This window comes from Exiguobacterium sp. SH5S4 (assembly GCF_004337045.1).
In the GTDB taxonomy this organism is placed as follows: domain Bacteria; phylum Bacillota; class Bacilli; order Exiguobacteriales; family Exiguobacteriaceae; genus Exiguobacterium; species Exiguobacterium aurantiacum_A.
In genome coordinates this window covers 14,607-30,531 of record NZ_SJUQ01000032.1, presented here as the reverse complement: position 1 = coordinate 30,531, position 15,925 = coordinate 14,607, and the positions used below count along the sequence as shown (strand labels likewise).

Genomic DNA, 15,925 nt, shown 5'->3' with positions numbered 1-15,925 from the left:
CGTCCATCATACGCAGCGCACTCAGTTTTTGTTCGATCGAATGTCGACTTCTCGCCATAAAAAAACACTCCCCAATCAGATAAACAGATTTGTTATTTCATCTGTCTACCTATTGGGGAGCATATCACAATTCGCGAGCGGGTTTTTGATTTGTGCCAAGATGAGTGGTTGTGACGATTGTATGAACTAAAAAATGTCTTAAATGTGAATAGTTGAATAAGTGTGTGGACTTGAAACTATATAACTAGCAAACTAGTTATATAAAGGAGGTGATGAAGATGGAATGGGCTTTGAAAACAGACGAAGAACTTCGTGAATCCTTACGTATCTGTCAATTTGATGAGGAAGAGCTCGAGCGACAAGCCGCCTTCCATAAAGGGCTGGCAGATCCAACTCGGTTAAAGATCGTCCGCCTGTTAGGCATAGTCCCGATGTGCTTATGTGAACTGTCGAGCGCGCTCGAGATGCCGAACTCTACGTTGACACATCACCTCCGTTTGCTAGAGCGTGGTGAAGTCATTCGCTCGACACGCTTGGGACGGAACACCGTTTTTCAATTGATAGAGAAAGAAGTGGGTGAACATGTTTGATCGGATTGGAGACTTTATCGCATACGACGTCCTTGATCTAAGTGGCCGTTTCGGTGAAGCTGTACAATTTTTCGTGATGGACGTCGTGAAAATAACCGTGCTGATGAGCATTATGATTTTTGTGATCGGATATATTCGCAGTTATTTCCCTGTAGAAAAAGTTCGCGACTATTTGAGTGGCAAGCGGAAAATTGGCGGATATATTGGTGCCGCTGGTCTAGGCGTCTTGTCACCATACTGTTCCTGCTCGACGATCCCCTTTTTCATCGGGTTCGTGGAAGCGGGTATTCCGCTCGGGATGACGTTCACGTTTCTCATCACGTCACCGATTGTGAATGAAATTTCCATCGTCCTTCTCATCTCGATGTTCGGTTGGAAGATCGCGTTCTTATATGTATTTGCAGGGGTGATGGTCGCATTGTTCGCTGGCCTGCTAATTGAAAAGTTACATCTTGAAAAGTATGTGCAAGACTACGTATATCGCATCAAAAGTCAACAAGTCGCGGTCACGGTTGAATTATCACAAGCAGATCGTTTAGTGACAGCGCTCAATGGCGTCTATGAGACCGTAAAAAAAGTGGGGCCTTATTTACTGATAGGGATTGCGATCGCGGCAGGGTTTCACGGGTTCATCCCGGCTGAGTTCATTATGCGTGTCGCAGGGGGAGATAACTGGTATGGCCCAATCATTGGAACGTTGATCGGGGTTCCGCTCTATTCCAATGCGATCGGGACGTTGCCGGTCATCGAAGTGCTCGTTGGGAAAGGAATGGCGATCGGAACGGCTCTTGCGTTCATGATGTCGACCGTCGCTTTGTCTGTACCTGAAGGTCTATTGTTGAGCCGGGTGTTGAAGAAAGAGCTCGTCATCATTTTCTTCGTCATTGTGACGTTAGGGATCATGATAATTGGTTACTTATTCAATTTTATACTATGAGGAGGAGTCGAACATGAACATAAAGATTTTAGGAACCGGGTGTCGCAATTGTAAGACGCTGGAGCAAAACGTCGTAGAAGCGTTACGGCTAACTGGAAAGACAGCGACGGTTGAAAAAGTGACGGATATCGAACAAATCATGTCATATGGAATTATGAGCACGCCTGGCCTTGTCGTCAATGAGGAAATTAAATCGGTAGGGACAGTTTTAACACCAAAGTCAATCGCTAAATTCTTTTGAACGTTCAATCAAACAAGCGTTGCCCCAACGAATGTTGGAGCAACGCTTGTTTGTGAGGGTCAGTCTTTTTTGACTTTCCCTTTCCAGTTTTTAAATCCGCCTTCAAGCATATAGATGTCGGTGTAGCCATTTTTCATGAGCAGTTTGGCTGCCTGGTTCGTACGTGACTTGCCTTGGCAGTACATGAGGATCGGTTGATCTTTCCGTAGCTCTTTCATCCGAAGTTTCATCTGGCCGACCGGGATATTACGGGCCCCGATGATATGGCCTCCCTTGTACTCATTCGGTTCACGGACGTCAATCAGTTGTCCTTTGCGGAGCGAAGCACGAAATTCTTCTTGTTTCATTTTTTTCAAACCACGAGCCGGCATGAAGCGCCAGACGATATATGCGATGAGCGCAGCCCAGAGGATGATGACGAGGATTGTTTCGATTCCCATTGATGTTCTTCCTTTCTTTATTAAGTTTCACCAACATTCATTATAAAGAATTTAAGGTCATGAGACAATGATTGACTAGACGATTTGCCCGTTCTGCTTTCGGTTTTACACGGGTTACGCTAAAATGGAAATTGGAGAACGGAACATAAGGGGAGGCTACGCCCATGCCGACACCGAGTATGGAAGACTACTTAGAACGAATCTACTTACTGATGGTCGAGAAAGGATACGCCCGTGTATCTGATATCGCCGAACATTTAGGGGTGCATCCCTCCTCAGTCACGAAAATGGTGCAAAAGTTAGACCGGGAAGGTTATTTGGTGTATGAAAAATACAGAGGCCTGATGTTGACGAATAAAGGGCAGAAGATCGGCAAGCGGCTCGTCGAGCGGCATACGATGCTCGAGTCGTTCCTACGGCTGATCGGGGTCGATGAAGCGCACGTCTATGAGGATGTTGAAGGCATCGAACATCATTTGAGCTCGAACACGCTCGACTGCATGACCCAATTCGTCGAATTCTTTGAAGACAAACCCGAGCTGATGGAGCAGTTTCGACAGTTTCAGGAACTAAATATGACACGCGATGAGTGAAATCGACCGCGATCCGATCGTCGAATCGGGTAGCGGTCTTTTTATGCACCTGAACCAAAAACCGAACATTAACATCATGTTATTGAATTAAAGTCTATTTTTAGGGTGATTGTATGATAGAATAGTTGCTGGATAGATAAATGAGGGGGTGACGGCGAACGATCGCCGAAAAATGAACATTCAAATCAAAGGGAAGTTATTTGATGAAGCACAGATCAAACAGCGCGTCGCTGAACTCGCGGAACAGATCGAACGTGATGCGGCCGGGACGCCGATCGTCCTCGTCCCCGTGTTAAAAGGTTCACTCGTATTCGCCGCTGATTTGATGCGACAGATGAAAGGAAGCGTCCAACTGGACACGGTCGCGACTTCGTCTTACGGGAAAAAGTCGGTCTCGAGCGGGAACGTCCAACTTCGGAAAGATCTCGACCTCGACGTCGAAGGGAAATATGTCGTCATTATCGAGGACATCATCGATACCGGTCAGACGCTCAAATTTTTGTGTCAGCATATGAAGCTGCATCAACCGGGAGAATTGAAAATTTGCACGTTGCTAGATAAACCGGCTCGTCGCCTCGTCCAACTTGACGCGGATTATGTCGGATTCGAGATTCCAGATGAGTTCGTCATCGGGTACGGTATCGACTACGCGGAACAATACCGCAACTTACCGTATATCGGATTTGTCGATACAGACTAAAAGGAGCGCCTCGAGAGGCGCTCCTTTTACATGTTCGCTTTCTTTTTCTTCTTGCCTTTTTTTCCTTCGATGACGGTCAGGTGAGGGGCATCGCTGCGATGGACGCTCGTACGTTTCGACAGTTTGGTCACGTTCGAGCCTGGTTTGGTGTTCTTTTTCTTAGCGGCCGCTGCGGAAGGTTTGACTTTGGGGCTATTGCCTGGTCGCGCCATCCGTTTTTTCGACGCTTGCGCGGTCTTCCGGTAACGCACGTCTTCGGCCGAAATTTTAGGAGCCATGAAGACCCGGTAAATCACGTAAAAGATTAACCCGAAAATACCGATGAAGAGCAACTGTCTGAACAATCGACCAGGATCGGTCGCTAACATATGTCCGACTCCGATGAAGCCCAAGATGAACACGATGGTCGCCGCGGTCGAGCCGATTCTTTGTCTGATCATGGTGTTTTCCTCCTCTTTATCCCTCTCTTTGGACGTCTGGTTGACCGAGCTCGGAACGTTCCCACGTCTCGAACGCTTCGATGGCGACGCGGATCTGTTCGTCGTTCGGTTCGCGCGTCGTTAGTAGTTGCAAGGAAAGTCCTGGTTTACCGAGCACGGATAAGAACCGATGCTCCCGGAAGCGATTGGTGAATTGAAGCACCTCGAACGAGATGCCGATGACGACCGGCAACAGCGCGATCCGGCTGACGAGCCGGACCCAAAGTGGGTCGATTGGGACGACCATATAGACGCCGATGCCGACAAAAACGGTGAACAGGATGAAGCTTGAACCACACCGATAGTGGAGGCGTGAGCTTGAACGGACGTTATCAACGGTGATCGGTCGTCCGGATTCGTAGCAGTTGATAACTTTATGCTCGGCGCCATGATATTGGAAGACGCGTCTGATGAGCGGGGTCAATGAAATCAAGTATAGGTAGCTGAGCAGTAATACTAGTTTAATTCCCCCTTCGAGCAGGTTTTGAATCACGTGACCGGACAGTGCGGGCACGTTTTGGAACATAGCGGCAAGGAGCGCCGGGGTGACGTTGAAGATCAATTTGCCGAAGATGTAAGAAATGACACCGACGATGGCGATCATGATGACCATGAGGATGTTTTGCTTTTGCTCTGGCTTCTCCGTGACGTCTTCGCTCGGGTCGACGTCATAGCGATCGCTCGCGAAGTTCATGTGGGCCGAGCCGTTCTTTAACGACTCGTATAAAGCGACGATGCCGCGAAGGAACGGGACTTTTTTCAACGATTGGACCCACGGGACGAGGAGTCGAGGCTGTTTGAACGTCTCGATCGATCCGTCTTTACGCCGGATGGCCGAGGCGCTCTCGGTGCGTCCTTGGAACATGACGCCTTCGACGAGTGCTTGACCGCCGACGGGGATCAACTGTTTATTTTTCATAGGTTCTCCTCGATTCTGACAAGTATATAGTTGAATTATAACGTGATTTGATCGAAAAACGAAACCTCAGGTGACGCGATTATCGCTCTTCGCATAAATTTGTTACAATAAGAAAGACTTGACGAATGAGGGGGAAGGCTTGTGCATATACTTGTCTTGAATGGACCGAATTTGAACTTGCTAGGTAGACGGGAACCGGATGTGTATGGGGATGTCTCGCTGAAAGGCTTGACGGCAGAACTGTTGCTCGAAGCACCGGGAGATGTTCGTCTCACGTTCATCCAGTCCAATCATGAAGGTGAGCTGATCGATGCGCTGCATGAGGCGTATGATTACGCGGGCGTCATCTTGAACGCCGGGGCGTATACGCATACGTCGATTGCATTGCGAGACGCGATTGCCGCTATTTCAGCCCCGGTCGTCGAAGTACATATCTCGAACGTGCATGCCCGTGAGTCGTTTCGTCACGAATCGAAACTTGCCGGTGTCTGCCTCGGCGTCATCAGCGGCTTCGGATTGACGAGCTATACGCTCGCGTTGCATGCACTCATCGAACATTGGAGGAATCGACATGATTGAACGCGTCAACAAGCTACAAGCTCAGTTAGAAATGAACGGGATCGATGGATTGCTCGTGACGAAACGAGAGAACATTCGTTACTTGTCTGGGTTTACCGGGTCGAGCGGGGTCATCTTGATCACAGCGAAGGCGGCGAGTTTCATCACGGACTTCCGCTATACCGAGCAGGCGGCTAGCCAAGTAACCGGTTATGACATCATCGAGCTCGAAACATCGCTCATCAAGTCGGTGTCTGACATCGCGAGCCGAGAAGGGGTGAAGCGTCTCGGGATCGAACAAGATGACATGACGGTCGGGACGTATCGGACGTATGAGAAAGAGGTAGCGGCTGAACTGGTCGAGACGTCAGGGATCGTGGAAAAGCTGCGCTTGATTAAGGACGAGGCAGAGATTAAGATAATGAAGGAAGCTGCGGCGATTGCTGATGCGGCGTTTGCCCACATCCAGACGTTCATTCGCCCGGGACGCACTGAGAAAGAAGTCGCCAATGAGTTGGAGATGTTCATGCGCGGCCAAGGTGCGGATTCGTCTTCATTCGATATGATCGTCGCTTCTGGTCATCGTTCGGCATTGCCGCACGGTGTGGCCAGTGACAAAGTCATCGAAGCGGGTGAACTCGTGACGCTCGACTTCGGAGCGTACTACAAAGGGTACTGTTCGGATATTACGCGTACGCTCGCAGTCGGCGAGATCTCAGACAAATTGCGCGAGATTTATGACACGGTGTTACGTGCCCAACTGGCAGGCGTGGAAGGGACTCGGGCCGGCATCACCGGCATCGAGGCTGACGCGTTGACGCGTGACGTCATCAAAGAAGCCGGGTACGGCGAGTACTTCGGCCACTCAACCGGTCACGGACTCGGAATGGAAGTACATGAGGCGCCAGGGTTGTCGTTCCGGTCTGACACGGTGCTCGAACCTGGGATGGTCGTCACAATCGAGCCTGGGATCTACATCGCCGGCATCGGTGGCTGCCGCATCGAGGATGATGTCGTCATCACGAAGGATGGAAATGTCCGTCTCACGCAGTCGCCAAAAGAGTTAATCACGATTGAGGCTTGAGTCTCAGCTCATTTTTAGGAGGAAATCACTATGGTATCAGTAAACGATTTAAAGACAGGGTTAACAGTCAAAACATCAGACGGGTCGATTTGGCAAGTCATCGAGTTCCAGCACGTCAAACCAGGTAAAGGCGCAGCGTTCGTTCGTACGAAAATGCGCAACTTACGTTCTGGCGCGATTCAAGAGACGACGTTCCGGGGCGGCGAGCGGGTCGAACGCGCTCACATCGAACGTAAAAAAATGCAGTATTTGTATCCGATGGGCGACACGTACGTCTTCATGGATACAGAGTCGTATGAGCAGCTCGAATTGACGGGCGAGCAAGTGAAAGCGGCGCTTCCGTTCATGCTCGAGAACATGGAAGTGAGCATCGCTGATTATAACGGTGAGATCCTCGGGATCGAACTTCCGACGACGGTCGTCTTGACGATCACAGAAGCTGACCCAGGTGTTAAAGGGGATACGGCGTCGAACGTCAAAAAGAACGCTACGGTCGAGACGGGCCATATCATTCAAGTCCCGCTCTTCATCGAGCCAGGTGAAAAAGTGACGGTCGACACACGTACCGGCGACTTCATGGGACGTTATAACGGGTAATACGAGCAGTGTCCATTCAAACGAATGGGCACTTTTTTTGTCGTTGCATTCACTGGTCTGACCAGTTATAGTAGAGTAGAGATTAGTACCAGGTATAAATAGGGGGTTATTTCATGCAAATCGATCACATTAAAGAGCTGATTGAACTGCTCGACCAGACGTCTATCCATGAGATGGAGCTCGAGACGTCCGAGTTCAAACTGTCATTAAAAAAAGAAACGGCGCAACAAATCGTCACGAGCACACCGCTTGCTCAACCGAGTACTGCTCCGTTATCTGCACCAGCCGTAGACGAGAGCGAAGCGCCTCAAGCGGAAGTGAGCAACTTACGTACCATCACATCACCGATGGTCGGAACGTTTTATTCACGCCCGGCCCCGGATAAAGACACGTACGTCAAAGTAGGCGACCGTGTCGAGACGGGTCAGGTCGTCTGTATATTAGAAGCGATGAAACTGTTCAACGACGTCGAGGCCGAAATCAGCGGGGAAGTCGTTGAAATCCTCGTCGCCGACGGCGATTTAGTCGAATATGGCCAAGCGCTCTTTAGCGTGAAGTGAGGGTGCTATGAAATTACTCATTGCAAACCGCGGCGAGATCGCGGTACGAATCATTCGGGCAGCCAAAGAAATGAATATCCCGACAGTCGCCGTCTTTTCGGAGGCGGATCGTGAGGCGTTGCACGTTCGTCTCGCGGACGAGGCGTATTGTATCGGGCCGAACCCGTCGAAAGACTCTTATTTGAATATCCCGAACATCTTGTCGGTCGCTTGTGCGGTCGATGCGACGATGATCCATCCGGGGTATGGATTTTTGGCAGAAAATGCCGAGTTCGCCGAGATGAGTGAAGCGTGCGGGATCCAGTTCGTCGGTCCGAGCAGCTATGCGATTCGGAAGATGGGCATTAAAGATGAAGCGAAACGGACGATGATCGAGTCAGGTGTTCCTGTCGTCCCGGGATCGAGCGGTGTCGTGACGGATGATGAGGCGATTGAACTCGCTCGAGAAATCGGTTATCCGGTCATTATCAAGGCGACGGCCGGAGGCGGCGGACGCGGCATTCGTGTCGCTTTCGACGAAGAAGAGCTCATCAAAGGACTCGTCGCGACCCGTAAAGAAGCGAAACAAGCTTTTGGGAACGGTGACGTCTATTTAGAGAAATATATCGAATCGTTCCGTCACGTCGAGGTGCAAGTGCTCGCTGACCAGTATGGGAACGTCATTCATTTAGGAGAACGGGACTGCACGATCCAACGCCGGATGCAGAAACTGATCGAGGAGGCCCCGTCGCCTGCGATCGACGAGGCGACGCGTCAAGCGATGGGAGAAGCGGCCGTCAAAGCGGCGAAAGCGATCCAATACTCGAGCGCCGGGACAATCGAATTTATTTACGTCCCTGAATCGAACGAGTTTTACTTTATGGAAATGAACACGCGAATCCAAGTCGAGCATCCGGTCACGGAGATGATCACCGGCTTTGATCTCGTCCAAGCGCAACTTGAAGTCGCGCTCGGGCATCCGCTCGCCATCTCACAGGCCGATATCGTCTTTAGCGGTCATTCGATCGAATGCCGCATTAACGCCGAAGACCCGTTCACCGACTTCCGTCCGATGGCCGGCAAGATCGATCAATATATCGTTCCAGGAGGAATGGGGGTACGGGTCGACAGCGGCCTGTTCGCAGGCGCCGTCATCCCGCCGTTTTATGACTCGATGGTGGCGAAGCTGATCGTCCACGCCCCGACGCGCGAGGAAGCGATCGCGAAGATGCTCCGTGCCCTTGACGAGTTCACGGTGTCGGGTATTCATACGACGATCCCGTTCCATCAACAAGTTATGGCGCACGAACATTTCCGCAACGGTGCGTTCGACACGAAATTTGTCGAAAAAGAAATGATACTGACGAAATGAGTCGAACGAGGAAGCCCGAACATTATTTCGGTCTTCCTCGTTTTTTGTACTGAATTTGTGAGTGCTTTATGCTAAACTATCACAGTCAACAACCCGCCACTTAACGCCTTGACGGTCCGTTTGAGGTGGGGGCTTGCGTCCATCGAGGACTCGACGGCGCCTCTACCCTCGTAGAGTACGGTTACGCTCGTTCCTGCCCGGTAGTGCGGACGGCGCTCATGCGCCTCCTACCTTCGCGTGGCGGAACATCGGGACGGTTGACCTCGCCCCTTCCATGGGGGTCATGCTCCCGTGGCACCTGTACCGATGTGTTCGATGCCTTTCCGATGCAGGTTCATCGCGCCGACGCGGTCATCATTCGATCGGTACCGGCAGTTCTTGCATTGGAACGTGTGCAGCTTCTTGTCCCGGTTCGCCTTCTCGGTGTGCCCGCATGTCGGACAGGTCTGGGAGGTGTGTCTCGGGTCGACGACGATCACCTTCTGACCGTTCAGTGCGGCCTTGTACTCGAGCATGCGACGGAACTGGTAGAACGCCCACGACACGGAGACGTAGCGGTTTCTCGCCCGCACCTTCTCTGTGGCGGCATGGATGCCGGTCAGGTCCTCCAACACGAACAGCGTGCCCGTTCGACTTCGCCGACTTGTACCGAGCGATCACCGTCTTCATGACCGACTGGGCCATCTGGCTCTTCAGGCCGAACCGTTGCCGGAGCTCGGCATAGTGCGAGTCGTTGAGGCTCGCCTGGTTCAGGTCCCTCGTCTCGAAGACGTGTCCCGACAGCCAGTCACAAGCCGACCGGTATGCGTCCATCGTTGCCCTCAGGATAGCCGCTTGAGGGGGCGGGACGAAGAGTTGGACCTTCGCAGTGATGGTGGACATTGGGTTCACCGCCTTTCACTAGAGATAATATTTTTTTCCCGTAGAGAACAGTTTACAAACGAACAACCGGAGAGGATGGGCAAGAGATGAGGCCGGTATCGATAGCGACGTTGTCTGCCAAAACGGACATGCGTGATTCAGTCCCGGCGGCAATTTCTCCCCCACTTATCGTCGGGCTGTGCCCGGAGCACGATTGAAGTAGGGGTATCCTTGCCGATTAAAGATGAAAGCAAGCAAAAGGAGAGTATCTGAATGAAACGTCATGAAGCACGGGAAAAAGCGATTCAAACGCTTTTTCAAATCGAAGTATCAAAACTTGAGGTAGACGAGGCTATCGAATTTGCCCTTGATGGCATGGACTCTGATCCATTCTACGAACAACTCGTCGTTGGAACGTTGGAGAAGAAAGATGAGATTGACGAATTGCTCATCGAAAACTTGAAAAACTGGAGACTCGACCGTCTCGGAAATGTCGAGCGGACGATTCTCCGCATGGCGACGTACGAGTTGCTCTACGTCGAGACGATTCCGGACAAAGTCACGATCAACGAGGCGGTCGAACTCGCCAAATCGTTCGCCGATGAAGAAGCGGCCAAGCTCGTCAACGGCGTGCTCGGTAACATCATTAAAGCGTAAGCGAAGACAAGCACACGGTCTGTTAAACAAATAGAGAAGACACCACACCAACTACAGAGAAACCTAAGACAATGGGGGATGAGAGAGATGGCAGTAGTGATCGACGGGAAACAAATCGCAGCATCGTATCGGGAAACGTTGAAAGAACAGGTGACGGCTCTTCGGTCACGCGGGATCATACCGAAATTAAAAGTCGTTTTAATCGGGAATGACCCGGCGAGCCACAGTTATGTTCGCGGGAAAGAGCGGGCGGCCGAAGAGATTGGCATCGACTCGCAAATACTTCGATTTGATGAAGACATGACCGAGGCAGAGTTACTAAAGCTGATTGATTTATTGAATGACGATCATGAGGTGCACGGGATTCTCGTCCAACTTCCGTTACCGAACCATATCGATGAATCCCGCGTCATCATGCGGATTTCTCCAGAAAAAGACGTCGATGGCTTCCATCCGGAGAACGTCGGCAAAATGATGCTCGGATTGAATACTTTGTTGCCATGTACACCGCACGGGATCTTGCATCTTGTCAAAACGCAGACCGATCTCGTCGGGAAGCATGTCGTCGTCGTCGGGAGAAGCCAGATCGTCGGCAAACCGGTCGGCATGCTGTTTTTGAACGAGTCAGCGACCGTCACGTATTGCCATTCGAAGACGGCTGACCTCGGAGCGATGACGAGACAGGCCGATATTTTGATCGTCGCGGTCGGACGGGCCGGACTCGTCACGGCCGACATGGTCAAACCAGGTGCGATCGTCATCGACGTCGGTGTCAACCGTGTCGACAATCGCCTCGTCGGGGACGTCGACTATGAAGGCGTCCGTGACGTCGCGAGCGCCATCACGCCTGTTCCTGGCGGCGTCGGACCGATGACGATCACGATGCTCATGCATAACACGGTCGAGGTCGCTTCGCGTGGCTAATCCGATTCAAGTGTCCGAAGTCGTCCGTTACGTCAAACGACAGCTTGACGACGATCCGATTTTACAACAAATCGCGGTCGTCGGTGAGATCTCGAACTTTAAACGTTACGCTTCGGGTCATTGCTATTTCACGTTGAAAGATGAGGCGTCTCGCATGAAAGCAGTCATGTTTTCACGTGACGCCAGAACACTCACGTTCGAACCGACAGACGGGATGAACGTCGTCGTCATCGCTCGCGTGACGATGTACGAGGCGACGGGTGACGTTCAGCTGTACGTTGAACTGATGCGTCAAGACGGTGTCGGTCTATTGTTTGAACGTTACGAGGCGAGAAAGCGCGAACTCGAAGCGAAGGGGTGGTTCGACGCGGAACGGAAGCGTTCGCTCCCGGCCTTCCCTGAACGGATTGGGATCATTACGTCCCCAAAAGGTGCTGCCTTGCACGACATCGCGACGACACTGCGGCGCCGGGCGCCACACGTGGCCATCACGTTCGCGCCGGTTGCCGTCCAAGGTGACTTGGCGGCCCCGCAAGTAGCGAGTGCGATTCGCTGGATGAACGAACGGACGGACTGTGACGTCTTGATCGTCGGCAGGGGCGGTGGCTCGATCGAGGAACTGTGGGCGTTCAACGAAGATATCGTCGTTGAAGCGATTTACAACTCGACGATTCCGGTCATTTCGGCCGTCGGTCACGAAACCGACTTCACGCTTGCCGATTTCGTCGCCGACTTACGTGCGGCCACACCGACGGCTGCGGCGGAACTCGCGACGGCGACGATCGATGCGCAGCGAAAAGACGTCGAGCGTTTGACGATGCAGTTGCAGCGTTCCGTCACGAATCAAATGACAGCTGTGCGCGACCGGCTCGAACGGGCGGCGAACAGCTACGGGTTGAAGTCGCCGCGGTTCACGCTCTCACAAAAGCGGGACCGGTTCGCTCAGGCTGAGATCCGTCTCGAGCAAGGTGTCACCAAACAACTGACGTTCGCCCGCCATCGTCTCGCTCAATCGCAGCAGCGGCTCGATGTCCGGAATTTGGCTCGGGCACTGCGGACGAACGATGAACGGTACCGTCAATTTGAAGGACGACTGAACCGGATCCGGCCGCTCGAACGGCCGACCGAACGCTTTACCGCGCAGGCCGGCAGGTTGCATGCGGTCAGCCCGCTCGCGGTCCTATCCCGAGGCTATACGCTTACCGAGCAAGACGGGACGTACGTGAAAGATGTCAAACAACTACATGACGGAGTCGTGACGATCCGTTTCCGTGACGGTCATGCCGTCGCGGAAGTGAAGGAGAGACATTATGGCGAAGAAACAAGAAGAACAGACGTTTGAGACGGCGCTGGCCCGACTCGAAGACATCGTGGCGAAACTTGAGACTGGAGAAGTCGCGCTTGAAGAAGCGATGACGCTCTACGAGGAAGGTGTTCGTCTGTCGGCGCTTTGTCAGTCAAAATTGACGGCTGCCGAAAAGAAAATGGACGAAATTTTAGAACTGGACGGTACGCTCCGTGACAAAGGAGGCGCCGTATGAGTCAGTTGATGCTCGATGAGTGGAAACGTGCGGTCGAACAGGCGATGAGTCGTCTCGTTGACGACGCGGCCATGCCGAAGCGACTGTTCGAAGCGATGACCTATTCATTAGAGGCAGGTGGGAAACGGATTCGTCCGGCCCTTCTTTACGCCGTCCTAGATACATACGGCCGACCGATTGAACTTGGTCACGAAGCCGCCGTCGCACTCGAGATGGTACATACGTATTCACTCATTCATGACGATTTGCCGGCGATGGACGACGACGATGTCCGCAGAGGCCGTCCGACGAACCATCGCCAGTTTGATGAAGCGACCGCGATCCTTGCGGGCGATGCGCTCTTGACGGACGCATTTCAGGTGATCACCCGCACGGACGCCGCGCCTGAAAAACTAGTGAGTTTGATTTCACGGTTCAGCGAGGCGGCCGGTAGCGCCGGGATGGTCGGTGGACAGCTAGACGACATGTTAGCCGAGAAACGACAACACGTATCGCTCGAGACGCTTCAGTCGATTCATGCCCGCAAGACCGGGGCGCTGCTCGTCTATGCGCTCGAAGCAGGCGCGATTTTGGCCGATGCGTCCGCAAGCGACCAAGCGGCATTGAAGCGTTTCGGAGCGCATCTCGGTGTTGCGTTCCAAATCCAAGATGACATTTTAGACGTCGAAGGCGACGAGGCGTTGATCGGGAAGCGCGTCGGTTCGGATGAAGGGAACGATAAATCGACGTATCCGAAGCTGCTCGGTCTTGACGGTGCGAAACAAGCGCTCGCTCAAGAAGTCGCGCAAGCTGAAGCTGCGCTCGCCGAACTGTCGGTCGCTTCACCTCGTTTGCATGAGCTACTTTACTTTGTCGTCAAACGCAATCATTGACTTTAGGTGACACGATGAGCACATCGTGTCACCTTTGTTTTTCTGTATGTATAGCATATATGGACACATTCTTGTAAAATGTAAGGTACGAATCAGTAATACGACAGGAGAAAGGATGGTCATCATGGACCTGACATCCATTCAAGACCCGTCATTTTTAAAGAAAATGTCGGTGACCGAGATCGAAGCGCTTGGCGCAGACATCAGACGGTTCTTGATTGAAAAATTGGCAGAAACGGGAGGGCATCTCGGACCGAACCTCGGCGTTGTCGAGTTGACGCTTGCCTTGCACCGTGTATTTGACAGCCCGAAAGATCAACTCGTATGGGACGTGGGGCATCAAGCCTATGTCCACAAAATTTTAACGGGACGGACGAACCAGTTCGACACGCTTCGCCAGTATAATGGCTTATGTGGGTTTCCGAAGCGCTGTGAGAGCGAGCACGATGTATGGGAGACGGGGCACAGTTCGACCTCGTTGTCGGCGGCAATGGGGATTGCCATCGCCAACGAGCTAAAAGGGCGAGCGAATGATCGCGCCATCGCCATCATCGGAGACGGTGCTCTCACGGGCGGAATGGCGCTCGAAGCACTCAATCACATCGGGGCCGAGAAACAAAACGTCATCGTCATTTTAAACGACAATGAAATGTCGATCGCGCCAAACGTCGGGGCGATGCATAATATGCTCGGCCGGATGCGCGCGTCACGTAAACTGAAGCATGCCCGCGAGGAAGTCGAAGCGCTCATCAAGCACATCCCGATTGTCGGAAGTTCGCTCGAACGCAGTGGCGAACGAGTCAAGTATATGTTGAAGTCGGCACTCATACCGGGTACGTTCTTCGAAGAACTTGGCTTCACTTACTTTGGACCGACGGACGGTCACGATTTGAAAGATTTGCTCGAGACACTCGAGTATGCGAAAAAAATTGATGGACCGGTACTCGTCCATGTCATCACGAAAAAAGGCAAAGGCTATCGCCCGGCCGAACTAGACGGCATCGGGACGTGGCACGGTCTCGGACCGTACAAGATTGAATCTGGTGAAGTCATTAAAGGGAAAGTCAAAGGACCGAGTTATTCAAAAGTCGTGGCCGAAACGATCACGAAAGTCGCGGAGACGGATGAGCGTGTGACGTTGATCACGCCAGCGATGAGCGTCGGTTCGAAACTGGACTGTTTCAACAAGCAATTCCCGGAACGCATGTTTGACGTCGGCATCGCCGAGCAACATGCGGTCACGCTCGCCGGAGGTCAAGCGACACAAGGTCTCAAACCGGTCGTTTCGATTTATTCGACGTTCTTCCAGCGCGCATATGATCAGCTCGTGCACGATATTTGCCGCCAAAACTTGAACGTCGTCTTCACGATTGACCGGTCGGGCCTTGTCGGCGCCGACGGGGAGACGCACCAAGGCGTGTTCGATATCGCCTTCATGCGCCATGTGCCAAATATTCGGATTTTGATGGCGAAAGATGAGGAAGAATTGCAACATCTCGTCTACACGGCGTTAAAATACGATGATGGACCGATTGCTGTGCGGTTCCCGCGCGGAGAAGGCATCGGTACCCCGATGAGTGAGACGTTGCGTGAACTTCCGCTCGATGAGTGGGAAGTCGTGGCTGACGGGACGGACGTGGCCATCTTGACGTTCGGGCCGCAAGTGCAAGATGCGCTAGAAGTGAGAACGCTCCTCGAAGGACAACGGAGCGTACGGGTCATCAACTGCCGTACGATCAAACCGCTCGACGATGCGATGCTTACCGCGCTCTATGAGGAAGGCATCCCGCTCGTCACGCTCGAAGAGGCCGTTCTTGCCGGAGGATTCGGAAGCAGCGTGCTCGAGCATGCGAGTGATGCGAGACAGTTCCCGCGCGTCCTTCGTCTAGGGATTCCGGACCGTTATATTGAACATGGCGCGGTCAATCAACTGCTAGAAGAAATCGGGCTCAGACCGTCTCAAATCGCGGAATCGGTAGAGCAGTTCATTCAAATGACAAATCGACAGAATGTGTGAGGAA

19 protein-coding genes and 1 pseudogene are annotated in these 15,925 nt (G+C 52.4%); 16 read left to right on the top strand and 4 right to left on the bottom strand.

Going from position 1 to position 15,925, the window contains the following annotated elements:
• Nucleotides 1–278 precede the first annotated feature (278 nt).
• Genes EVJ32_RS14260 through EVJ32_RS14250 form a run of 3 tightly spaced genes read left to right on the top strand, consistent with a single transcriptional unit; the run spans nt 279 to nt 1,768 of the window.
• The gene (locus EVJ32_RS14260) at nt 279–590 is read left to right on the top strand and encodes an ArsR/SmtB family transcription factor (protein WP_236634048.1); all 312 of its coding nucleotides are present in this window, start codon (nt 279–281) and stop codon (nt 588–590) included.
• Nucleotides 583–1,527, top strand: coding sequence for a permease (locus EVJ32_RS14255; RefSeq protein ID WP_131458868.1), 945 nt, complete (start codon nt 583–585; stop codon nt 1,525–1,527). The genes EVJ32_RS14260 and EVJ32_RS14255 overlap by 8 nt, the downstream gene beginning before the upstream one ends.
• 13 nt (nt 1,528–1,540) lie before the next feature.
• Nucleotides 1,541–1,768 carry a thioredoxin family protein gene (locus tag EVJ32_RS14250; RefSeq protein ID WP_131458867.1) on the top strand — a complete coding sequence of 76 codons (228 nt, stop codon included), beginning with the start codon at nt 1,541–1,543 and terminating at the stop codon, nt 1,766–1,768.
• Nucleotides 1,769–1,827: 59 nt separating this feature from the next.
• Here the strand turns inward: EVJ32_RS14250 and EVJ32_RS14245 are convergent, their stop codons facing one another.
• The gene (locus EVJ32_RS14245) at nt 1,828–2,208 is read right to left on the bottom strand and encodes a rhodanese-like domain-containing protein (RefSeq protein ID WP_016510373.1); all 381 of its coding nucleotides are present in this window, start codon (nt 2,206–2,208) and stop codon (nt 1,828–1,830) included.
• Nucleotides 2,209–2,372: 164 nt separating this feature from the next.
• On the opposite strand from EVJ32_RS14245, the gene mntR reads away from it, so the two are divergent.
• Both mntR and hpt read left to right on the top strand, forming a co-directional pair.
• Nucleotides 2,373–2,801: a transcriptional regulator MntR gene (gene mntR / locus EVJ32_RS14240; RefSeq protein WP_070327049.1), complete on the top strand. Its 429-nt coding sequence runs from the start codon at nt 2,373–2,375 to the stop codon at nt 2,799–2,801.
• Nucleotides 2,802–2,973: 172 nt separating this feature from the next.
• Nucleotides 2,974–3,501, top strand: coding sequence for a hypoxanthine phosphoribosyltransferase (gene hpt, locus EVJ32_RS14235; RefSeq protein WP_131458866.1), 528 nt, complete (start codon nt 2,974–2,976; stop codon nt 3,499–3,501).
• A gap of 26 nt (nt 3,502–3,527) precedes the next feature.
• Here hpt and EVJ32_RS14230 read toward each other — a convergent pair whose 3' ends face one another.
• Both EVJ32_RS14230 and EVJ32_RS14225 read right to left on the bottom strand, forming a co-directional pair.
• Nucleotides 3,528–3,941 carry an SA1362 family protein gene (locus EVJ32_RS14230; RefSeq protein ID WP_016510385.1) on the bottom strand — a complete coding sequence of 138 codons (414 nt, stop codon included), beginning with the start codon at nt 3,939–3,941 and terminating at the stop codon, nt 3,528–3,530.
• Nucleotides 3,942–3,957: 16 nt separating this feature from the next.
• Entirely contained in the window at nt 3,958–4,899 is a 942-nt protein-coding gene (locus EVJ32_RS14225) for a DUF1385 domain-containing protein (protein WP_131458865.1), read from the bottom strand.
• Between the two features lie 141 nt (nt 4,900–5,040).
• Between EVJ32_RS14225 and aroQ the strand changes: the two genes are divergently transcribed.
• From aroQ to accC, 5 genes are all read left to right on the top strand, one after another.
• Nucleotides 5,041–5,478, top strand: coding sequence for a type II 3-dehydroquinate dehydratase (gene aroQ / locus EVJ32_RS14220; RefSeq protein WP_070327052.1), 438 nt, complete (start codon nt 5,041–5,043; stop codon nt 5,476–5,478).
• On the top strand, nt 5,474–6,541 hold the full coding sequence (locus EVJ32_RS14215) for a M24 family metallopeptidase (RefSeq protein WP_070327905.1): 1,068 nt from the start codon (nt 5,474–5,476) through the stop codon (nt 6,539–6,541). Before aroQ ends, EVJ32_RS14215 begins: the two co-directional genes overlap by 5 nt.
• 30 nt (nt 6,542–6,571) lie before the next feature.
• Nucleotides 6,572–7,138 carry an elongation factor P gene (efp, locus tag EVJ32_RS14210; protein WP_070327053.1) on the top strand — a complete coding sequence of 189 codons (567 nt, stop codon included), beginning with the start codon at nt 6,572–6,574 and terminating at the stop codon, nt 7,136–7,138.
• A gap of 113 nt (nt 7,139–7,251) precedes the next feature.
• Nucleotides 7,252–7,698, top strand: a complete 447-nt coding sequence (accB, locus tag EVJ32_RS14205) for an acetyl-CoA carboxylase biotin carboxyl carrier protein (RefSeq protein ID WP_131458864.1) — start codon at nt 7,252–7,254, stop codon at nt 7,696–7,698.
• A gap of 7 nt (nt 7,699–7,705) precedes the next feature.
• Nucleotides 7,706–9,049: an acetyl-CoA carboxylase biotin carboxylase subunit gene (accC, locus tag EVJ32_RS14200; RefSeq protein WP_131458863.1), complete on the top strand. Its 1,344-nt coding sequence runs from the start codon at nt 7,706–7,708 to the stop codon at nt 9,047–9,049.
• Between the two features lie 281 nt (nt 9,050–9,330).
• Here accC and EVJ32_RS14195 read toward each other — a convergent pair.
• Nucleotides 9,331–9,931: pseudogene (locus EVJ32_RS14195) on the bottom strand (zinc ribbon domain-containing protein).
• A gap of 252 nt (nt 9,932–10,183) precedes the next feature.
• Here EVJ32_RS14195 and nusB point away from each other — a divergent pair.
• The 6 genes from nusB to dxs all read left to right on the top strand — a co-directional run bounded on the left by nusB (nt 10,184) and on the right by dxs (nt 15,921).
• Nucleotides 10,184–10,567, top strand: coding sequence for a transcription antitermination factor NusB (gene nusB, locus EVJ32_RS14190; protein WP_131458862.1), 384 nt, complete (start codon nt 10,184–10,186; stop codon nt 10,565–10,567).
• An 87-nt stretch (nt 10,568–10,654) separates the two neighbouring features.
• The gene (gene folD, locus EVJ32_RS14185) at nt 10,655–11,491 is read left to right on the top strand and encodes a bifunctional methylenetetrahydrofolate dehydrogenase/methenyltetrahydrofolate cyclohydrolase FolD (RefSeq protein ID WP_131458861.1); all 837 of its coding nucleotides are present in this window, start codon (nt 10,655–10,657) and stop codon (nt 11,489–11,491) included.
• Nucleotides 11,484–12,833: an exodeoxyribonuclease VII large subunit gene (gene xseA, locus EVJ32_RS14180; RefSeq protein ID WP_131458860.1), complete on the top strand. Its 1,350-nt coding sequence runs from the start codon at nt 11,484–11,486 to the stop codon at nt 12,831–12,833. Before folD ends, xseA begins: the two co-directional genes overlap by 8 nt.
• Nucleotides 12,802–13,032 (top strand): exodeoxyribonuclease VII small subunit, encoded by a 231-nt coding sequence (gene xseB, locus EVJ32_RS14175; RefSeq protein ID WP_016510387.1) that lies wholly within the window; start codon nt 12,802–12,804, stop codon nt 13,030–13,032. Before xseA ends, xseB begins: the two co-directional genes overlap by 32 nt.
• Nucleotides 13,029–13,904, top strand: coding sequence for a polyprenyl synthetase family protein (locus tag EVJ32_RS14170; protein WP_131458859.1), 876 nt, complete (start codon nt 13,029–13,031; stop codon nt 13,902–13,904). Before xseB ends, EVJ32_RS14170 begins: the two co-directional genes overlap by 4 nt.
• Nucleotides 13,905–14,028: 124 nt before the next feature.
• Nucleotides 14,029–15,921: a 1-deoxy-D-xylulose-5-phosphate synthase gene (dxs, locus tag EVJ32_RS14165; protein WP_070327906.1), complete on the top strand. Its 1,893-nt coding sequence runs from the start codon at nt 14,029–14,031 to the stop codon at nt 15,919–15,921.
• The last annotated feature ends 4 nt before the right edge of the window (nt 15,922–15,925 follow it).